The 7,307-nt window shown below is 66.6% G+C and carries 9 protein-coding genes and 2 tRNA genes; 3 read left to right on the top strand and 8 right to left on the bottom strand.

What is annotated here, in order from left to right; translation table 11 throughout:
* The 3 genes from Y704_RS21350 to Y704_RS0113590 all read right to left on the bottom strand — a co-directional run.
* The coding region (locus tag Y704_RS21350) for a DUF6421 family protein (RefSeq protein ID WP_253904347.1) at positions 1-892 on the bottom strand (892 nt) is incomplete at its 3' end.
* A gap of 243 nt (positions 893-1,135) precedes the next feature.
* A complete protein-coding gene (msrB, locus tag Y704_RS0113595) occupies positions 1,136-1,570 on the bottom strand; it encodes a peptide-methionine (R)-S-oxide reductase MsrB (protein ID WP_026550520.1) in 435 nt (144 codons plus the stop codon).
* 14 nt (positions 1,571-1,584) lie between these two features.
* Positions 1,585-2,070: a hypothetical protein gene (locus tag Y704_RS0113590; RefSeq protein ID WP_026550519.1), complete on the bottom strand. Its 486-nt coding sequence runs from the start codon at positions 2,068-2,070 to the stop codon at positions 1,585-1,587.
* Between the two features lie 103 nt (positions 2,071-2,173).
* On the opposite strand from Y704_RS0113590, the gene Y704_RS21345 reads away from it, so the two are divergent.
* Complete coding sequence (locus Y704_RS21345; protein WP_035772822.1) at positions 2,174-3,436, top strand: alpha/beta hydrolase family protein; 1,263 nt, start codon at positions 2,174-2,176, stop codon at positions 3,434-3,436.
* Positions 3,437-3,505: 69 nt separating this feature from the next.
* Here Y704_RS21345 and Y704_RS0113580 read toward each other — a convergent pair whose 3' ends face one another.
* Both Y704_RS0113580 and Y704_RS0113575 read right to left on the bottom strand, forming a co-directional pair.
* Positions 3,506-3,949 (bottom strand): SufE family protein, encoded by a 444-nt coding sequence (locus tag Y704_RS0113580; RefSeq protein ID WP_026550518.1) that lies wholly within the window; start codon positions 3,947-3,949, stop codon positions 3,506-3,508.
* Positions 3,946-4,875 carry a sulfurtransferase gene (locus Y704_RS0113575; protein WP_026550517.1) on the bottom strand — a complete coding sequence of 310 codons (930 nt, stop codon included), beginning with the start codon at positions 4,873-4,875 and terminating at the stop codon, positions 3,946-3,948. Before Y704_RS0113575 ends, Y704_RS0113580 begins: the two co-directional genes overlap by 4 nt.
* Before the next feature lie 222 nt (positions 4,876-5,097).
* Between Y704_RS0113575 and zapE the strand changes: the two genes are divergently transcribed.
* Positions 5,098-6,126 (top strand): cell division protein ZapE, encoded by a 1,029-nt coding sequence (gene zapE / locus Y704_RS0113570; RefSeq protein ID WP_026550516.1) that lies wholly within the window; start codon positions 5,098-5,100, stop codon positions 6,124-6,126.
* Positions 6,127-6,200: 74 nt separating this feature from the next.
* Here zapE and Y704_RS22860 read toward each other — a convergent pair whose 3' ends face one another.
* Positions 6,201-6,485: an antitoxin gene (locus Y704_RS22860; RefSeq protein WP_051477069.1), complete on the bottom strand. Its 285-nt coding sequence runs from the start codon at positions 6,483-6,485 to the stop codon at positions 6,201-6,203.
* 252 nt (positions 6,486-6,737) lie between these two features.
* Here Y704_RS22860 and Y704_RS0113560 point away from each other — a divergent pair, with 252 nt between their 5' ends.
* Positions 6,738-7,052: a DMT family transporter gene (locus Y704_RS0113560; protein WP_026550515.1), complete on the top strand. Its 315-nt coding sequence runs from the start codon at positions 6,738-6,740 to the stop codon at positions 7,050-7,052.
* Positions 7,053-7,062: 10 nt separating this feature from the next.
* Here the strand turns inward: Y704_RS0113560 and Y704_RS0113555 are convergent.
* Positions 7,063-7,139: transfer RNA gene (locus Y704_RS0113555), tRNA-Gly, on the bottom strand.
* A 29-nt stretch (positions 7,140-7,168) separates the two neighbouring features.
* A tRNA-Val gene (locus tag Y704_RS0113550) sits at positions 7,169-7,240 on the bottom strand.
* Positions 7,241-7,307: the final 67 nt, after the last annotated feature.

Raw genomic sequence — 7,307 nt, 5'->3', positions numbered from 1 at the left:
GGACGAGGCCGCCGGCGTCGTCGTCCTGGGCGATCCTCACGGACTCGCGGAACGCCGTGAGGTCGCACCGAAGTTCTTCCAGCGAGTAGAGGAAGAAGGGCATGCGCTGCTTGATCATGAACGGGTCGAAGGGCAGGTCCCCCCGCATGTGGGTGCGGTCGTGGATGAGATCCCACATCACGAAGGTCTTCTCGGTGAGCTGTTGGTCCTCCAGCAGTTGGCGTGCCTCCTCCGGCAGTTCCAGGCGCGTGATGTCCGCCGCGGCACGCACCACCCTGCGGAAACGGGCGGCTTCGCGGTCCGCGAAGATCGCCCCCCAGGTGAACGTCGGGGTCCGTCGGACGGCCACGGTCTCGGGAAAGAGGACCGCCGAGTTCGTGTCGTACCCCGGTGTGAAGTCGATGAAGCGGATCGGGACGAAGAGTCCGTTCGAGTAGTCGCCGGCGTCGAGTTCGGCGATGAACTCCGGCCAGAGCACCTCGATCAGCACTGCCTCGATGAGGCGGCTCGAACTGCCGTTCTGTGTGTACATCGGGAACAGGACCAGGTGCTGCAGGCCGTCGACGCGGTGCTGCTGCGGCTGGAAGGCCAGCAGTGAGTCGAGGAAATCAGGAATCCCGAACCCTCCGGTTTCCCAGGCCTGCAGGTCCGCGAGGACCAGCTCGAGGTACGCCGCGTCGTGGGGAAAAAGGGGCAGCAGCTCACGCACCGCACCGGTGAGGACGTCCGTCAGTGTCGACGCACAGGCATGGTCTCCCGGTTCGGGAATGGAACCGTCCTTGACCTGGAGGCCCTGGAATTCGGTGGCGGCGGCTTTGAGGGCGAGCCAGGCGGGATGGAGGTGTGGAGCTGGTGTCGTGTGGACTGTCGGTGCCAGTGGTGTCGAGGTCATGTTCGCTGCTTTCGGTCCCGGCCCGGGATTCTTCGGGCGTTAGCGTCGTGTCCACACGAGCGTAGCAACGATAAAGCGTCCCTTACGCTAAATAGGCTCGAGCATCACAAAACCTTATTCTCGGGAGCACAGCGCACGCTGGGAGCATCAGGTGCCCTCCGGCTGCCCTGCCCGGCTCGCCGGCGAGCGGCTCGCACGCGACGGGAGAGGCGGGTGGGAGTCGGCAGGACCGGCCGTTCCGAACTATTCGGCGGCCACCGACGGCACGAGCTTCATCGAGATCGAGTTGATGCAGAAGCGCTGGTCTACCGGCGTCTGGAATCCTTCGCCCTTGAACAGATGGCCGAGATGGGAATCGCATCGGCCGCAGCGCACCTCAATGCGTTCCATGCCGAGCGAACGGTCGTGGAGGTAGCGCACCCGCTCCTCGGCCAGCGGCGCCCAGAACGACGGCCATCCGCAGTGCGAGTCGAACTTCTCGGAACTGGTGAAAAGATCCTGCCCGCAGGCGCGGCACTGATAGACCCCCTCGGTGTGGGAGTCGTGGTACTCGCCGGTGAAGGGGCGCTCGGTGCCGGCCTTCCGGAGTACCCGGAATTCCTCGGGCGTCAGTTCCTGCCGCCACTCGTCGTCGCTCTTGGAAACCTCGGGCCGGGGAACATCATTCGTTGCGGTCATATCTGGTTCAACGCCTACGAGCCGCCAATAAATCCCGAGCCGGAATAGAGGTGCAGCACCGCGATGCCGAGTTGATCCTGGGCCTGGTTGGCCCAGTCCCGGTGGAACGTGTCGGCGACGGCGTGCGGCCTGGTGATCACCACCGCCTGGGACGCATCGGTCTCCTGTGCAGCTGCCACGAGGGCCTTCACCGCGCTTCCGGCCACGATCCTTCCGGTCAGGGCGAGCCCGTGCTGCCTCGCCGTTTCGAGGGAACCTTCAAGCGCGCTCACGGGGGCGGCCCGGCCTGCTGCGGGCTGCTCCTTCGAGAGGCTGCGGAACGCCTCGGCGAGCTCCAGCAGGCTCAGGTGGTGCAGGAAATCACCCACCACCGACGTGGCGCGGTCCTCAGGGACCAGCAGCACGAACTCCGTGGCGTCCTCGCCCTGCAGTGTCTGCAGGTTCAACGCGTCGGCATCGGTGAGTGCTTCCTCGGTCAGTACCACGATTGTCTGGTTCATGCCCAAAACATTAGCCGGGTATCGTCCGTGAATCAGCCCCACCCTGGAAGTGGCCCTGCGCGCCGAATCGACGCTCCCACGTCCCGCGGGTAAGAATGTGGGTATGTCAAGAAATCAGGCAGGGCCCGTGGGAGCGGAGCCCGGCACCTCCCCGTGGATCAAGTGGACTGCGCTCGGTGTCGGGATCGGAGCAGTCCTTACGTCGTCGGCAGCAGGCGCCGCGTCCGGTCTCGCCGCGCACTTCGCCCGCCAGATCGTGATCCCGGCGCGGGACCGGGTGGAGAACCTCGACATCCTAGCCGTGGTCGCCACGGGCACCGGGCAGCAGGTGATCCTCCCGGCGAACGACGACACCACTGTCGAAGGGACCTACAGCCTCTACTTCGGGCGCGGATCGGGCCACGCGCGGATCGGTGCGATCCGCTCCTACGTTCCCCGTGAGGGCACCGTGCAGCGCGAGGTGGAGAAGGTCTACTCGGGGGACCTCGCAGCTGCGACCCGCGGCTGGTGGAGCGGCGCCGCATACTCGGTACCCTCGGACCTCGGGCTTGCGGATGAGGAGGTGAGGATCCCCGTCGACGGCGGCACGGCTCCGGCGTGGCTGGTGCGCGCGGAGTTCACCGCCGAGACCTGGGCGGTGCTGATCCACGGCAGGGGAGCCGATCGGGCGGAGGCCCTGCGGGCGCTGCACACGGCCCGGGGCCTCGGCCTGACCAGCCTCGCGATCTCCTACCGCAACGACGGCGAGGCCCCCTCGGCACCCGACGGCCGCTACGGTCTCGGCATGACCGAATGGCGCGACGTCGAGGCCGCGATCGACTACGCGGTGTCAGCCGGGGCGCGGCAGGTGGTGCTGTTCGGATGGTCGATGGGCGGTGCAATCGCCCTCCAGACAGCAGACCTCTCGCGGCACCGCAGGCGGATCAGCGCGCTGGTGCTCAACGGACCGGTCATCAACTGGATCGAGGTGCTCGCGCACCATGCCGAACTCAACAAGATTCCGGCTCCCGTGGGCAGGCTCGGCCAGTGGCTGCTGGCCAACGACGCCGCGAAGCGGATCACCGGCCTCGCGGCCCCACTCGATCTCAAGAGTATGGACTGGATTGCCCGCGCCGAGCAGTTGACCATTCCCACACTGATCCTGCACAGCGAGGACGACGAGTTCGTTCCGGTCGGTGCCTCGGCCCAGCTCGCCGAGCGGAACCCCGCCTTCGTGACCTTCGAGAGGTTCCACCGTGCCCGGCATACCAAGGAGTGGAACGTGGCTCCCGGGCGCTGGGAGGGCACGGTGACCGCCTGGCTCAATGCCCTGCTTCACGAGAAGGCGATGCCGGGAGGCCGGGTCCGGCCGACGGGATCCGCCTGAGGTTCGTGCCGCCCGTCCGGCGGGATCGTCATCGCCCGCTGTGACCGGTGCTGTCACCGCCGCCGGGCATCAGACCCCTGCTTCGCGGATCCTCCGCTTGATCTTGCCCAGCATCGCCGTCATGCCCCTCATGCGCAGGGGAGTGATAGCGCGGGTCAGGCCGAGCCGGTCGGGGACGTCGTCGGGCACGGCCAGGACCTCGGCGGCAGGAAGGCCGTCGAGCCCCTCGAGGAGGACGCCCGCGAAGCCGCGCGTCGTCGGCGCTTCCGGGGGAGCGGAGAAGAACAGATGGACCGGCCGGTCCGGCTCCTCGCCGATCTCCAGGGCCAAAAAAAGGGGAGTCTGGCACTCCACGACCTGCTCCAGGAGCTCAGGGTGCTCCGAGAAGCGCACGGGAAGGTTCGGAAGACCGCGTGAAAAATCGAGCAGCAGTTGAAGCCGGTCAGGTTCGGTGAGTTCCTGGAAATCGTCCACGATGTCGGCGAGCTGGCGGGGCAGCGTTTCGTTGCTCACGGTCTTGTCCCCGACGCCGCGTTCGCGGTGCGTGCAGGGGCGGTGCCGGGCTCGGCCCCCCTGGCGATCGGCACGCGGACGGCGTTTCCCCACTCCGTCCAGGAACCGTCGTAGTTGCGGGCCCTGTCGAAGCCCAGCAGGTGAGCCAGGACGAACCAGGTGTGGCTCGAGCGCTCGCCGATGCGGCAGTAGGCGACCACGTCGTCGCCGGTCTTCAACCCGGCCTCGTCCCGGTAGATGGCATCGAGTTCCTCGCGTGGGCGGAAGGTGCCGTCCTCGGCTGCCGCGCGCCCCCACGGAACGGACGCGGCGGTGGGAATGTGGCCGCCGCGCATGGCGCCTTCTTCCGGGTAGGCGGGCATGTGCGTGCGGACCCCGGTGTACTCGTCTGGTGAGCGGACATCGATCAGCGGGTTGCCGAAGTGGCCGAGGACATCGTTCAGGTACGCCCGCACGGGGGCGTCGTTCCGCTCGATGACGGGGTACTTCGTGGGGGAGACGACGGGACGGTCGGTGGTCAGGGCACGGCCCTCGGCAACCCATTTGTCGCGCCCGCCGTCGAGCAGCCGGACGTCCTCGTGTCCGAAGAGGGCGAACACCCAAAGGGCATATGCCGCCCACCAGTTGCTCTTGTCACCGTAGATCACCACGGTCGAGTCCCGGGAAATACCCTTGGCTGACATCAGCTCCGCGAAGCCGGCGCCGTCCACGTAGTCGCGCGCGACCTCGTCGTTGAGTTCGGTGTGCCAGTCGATTTTGACTGCTCCCGAGAGGTGCCCGGTCTCGTAGAGCAGCACGTCCTCGTCGGACTCCACCACCACCAGTCCCTCGGCTCCCAAATGTTCGGCGAGCCACTGCGTCGACACCAGTCGCTCCGGATGGGCATAGGCGGCAAATTTCTCCTGGGGGTCGTTCCCGATCGTCATGGCGACCTTTCTCCTGGGGGTTGGTTTCCTCCTAGCCTAACCACGCGGGAGCCCGAATACTTCCGGGCCGCCCTCCGCGGGCTCCACGGGACGACCAGGCCGCCACCGGGCGCAAGCCCGCGCCCGGCGAGGTGGCCGCACCGCGGCAGTGCCGTATTCTGACGTAGCGAGGCAGCCCGCCGGCGCACCCACCATCCCCGGCAAAGAAAGCGGTCCTACCCTGTGGCGAACATAGAGCACCTGACGCAGCGAGTGCCGAAGGTCTCGGTCGATCAGCTTCTTGACGGTTTCTATCCGTCGCCACGGTTCGGGGAGGTGTCCTTCGACAGCTACCGCCCCGATGCGCAGCAGCCCTCCCAGTCAGCAGCAGTACGGACGCTGCGCGGCTTCGCGTCGTCCGTCAACGAACCGGAGCCCTCGGGATTCCGGAAGCTGTTCGGCGCCAGGAAGACTCCTTCCCGGGCGGGAATCTACCTCGACGGCGGTTTCGGCGTCGGCAAGACCCACCTGCTGGCTTCCCTCTGGCACGCGTCCGTCGGGCCCAAGGCGTTCGGCACGTTCGTCGAATACACCAACCTGGTGGGGGCCCTGTCCTTCCGCAAGACAGTCGACGCGCTCAGCGGCTACCGGCTCGTCTGCATCGACGAGTTCGAACTCGACGATCCGGGGGACACGGTGCTGATGTCCCGGCTGATGCGCGAACTCGCGGACGCGGGAGTGAAACTCGCCGCGACGTCGAACACCCTGCCCGGCTCACTCGGTGACGGCCGGTTCGCCGCAGTGGATTTCCAGCGCGAGATCCAGGTGCTCGCCGACCAGTTCGACGTGTCACGGATCGACGGCGACGACTATCGCCACCGGGGCCTGCCGCAGGCGCCGCAGCCCCTGACCGAGGCCGGACTGCGCGACCGCATCCGCGGCTTTTCCGGTGGCACGCTGGCGGAGGACGGCTTCACGGAACTGATCGACCACCTGGCCGGGGTGCACCCGAGCAGGTACCGGCAGCTTCTCGACGGCGTCGACGCCGTTGCCTGGCACAACGTGAGGACCATCACCGAGCAGGCGGTGGCGCTGCGCTTCGTGGTCCTCGCGGACCGGCTCTACGACCGTGACGTGCCGGTACTGGCCAGTGGGGAGACATTCGACAAGCTGTTCACCGACGAGATGATGCACGGCGGCTACCAGAAGAAGTACTACCGCGCCGTGTCCCGTCTCACAGCCCTGGCCCGCCAGGGGAGCGACGCGGGCTGAAGGCCCAGCACACACAAAAGCGCCGGCTCCGCCTCACGGCGGGACCGGCGCTTCTTTGATCGTGCTGCAGGCGTCTAGGCCGGGGTGGAAGGACCCGCGGTTCCGGTGCCTTCATCGCGGATGACAGTGCGATCGGTCCCGTTTGACTTGTGGGTCTTCTCGACATTGTCGACCAGTGTGGAGGCCTTGGCCTGAACCCCGGTGATGTGCTTGGAGTACTTGCCACCGGTGCGGCCATCGACGAAATGGCCGGCCTTTCCGATACCGTTCTTCACTTTTCCGGAATTCGAGCCAACCAGTGCGGTTGCCTTTTCCTTCAATGCACCGGCTTTGCCTTTGAGCCCGTCAAATAAAGACAACAGGCACCTCCTTTCATCCGTGGGAACGGAATCCCGTCCCCTTCGCTGTCGATCGTAGCCGACTTGCCTGATGATTTGCTGGCTGTTCGCTCCTGGGAATGTTGACGCGTATGCCGTAGCTCTCTCCCGGCCCGACGACCGGGGCCCTGTGGGAGGGTGGGACATGTGGCCGACGGTGAACACCCCACCAGACGGTGTCCCAGGGGCCACGATGGAGTGGCACCGGGGCAGCGAATCGGAGGGCGGACGAGCATGGCGTGGTTGATTCTGGTGATATCCGGGGTGCTCGAGGCGGTCTGGGCCACCGCGCTCGGCAGATCGGAGGGATTCACCAGGACGGGGCCAACCCTGGTGTTCGGCGGCGCACTCATCCTGAGCATGTCGGGCCTCGCCTGGGCCATGCGGACCCTGCCCGTGGGAACCGCCTACGCGGTGTGGGTGGGGATCGGGGCTTCACTGACCGTCGCCTACGCGATGGCATTCGGCGGGGAGCAGGCGTCGCTTCTGAAAATCGCCCTGGTACTGGGCATCGTGGGCTGTGTGATCGGGCTGAAACTGATCACGTGACGGCCACGAATGGAGCGGACGACGGGATTCGAACCCGCGACATCCACCTTGGCAAGGTGGTGCTCTAGCCAGCTGAGCTACGTCCGCAAAAAAAGCGTCCCGAAGGGACGCTTTCGTGGGCGATACTGGGATCGAACCAGTGACCTCTTCCGTGTCAGGGAAGCGCGCTACCGCTGCGCCAATCGCCCATTGTTCTGGGTGCTTTCACTGTACTGGAGGTGGGGACGGGATTCGAACCCGCGTGGACGGCTTTGC

Source organism: Arthrobacter sp. Br18 (genome assembly GCF_000520555.1).
GTDB lineage: Bacteria > Actinomycetota > Actinomycetes > Actinomycetales > Micrococcaceae > Arthrobacter_D.
This window is presented reverse-complemented; position numbering and strand designations above follow the sequence as displayed.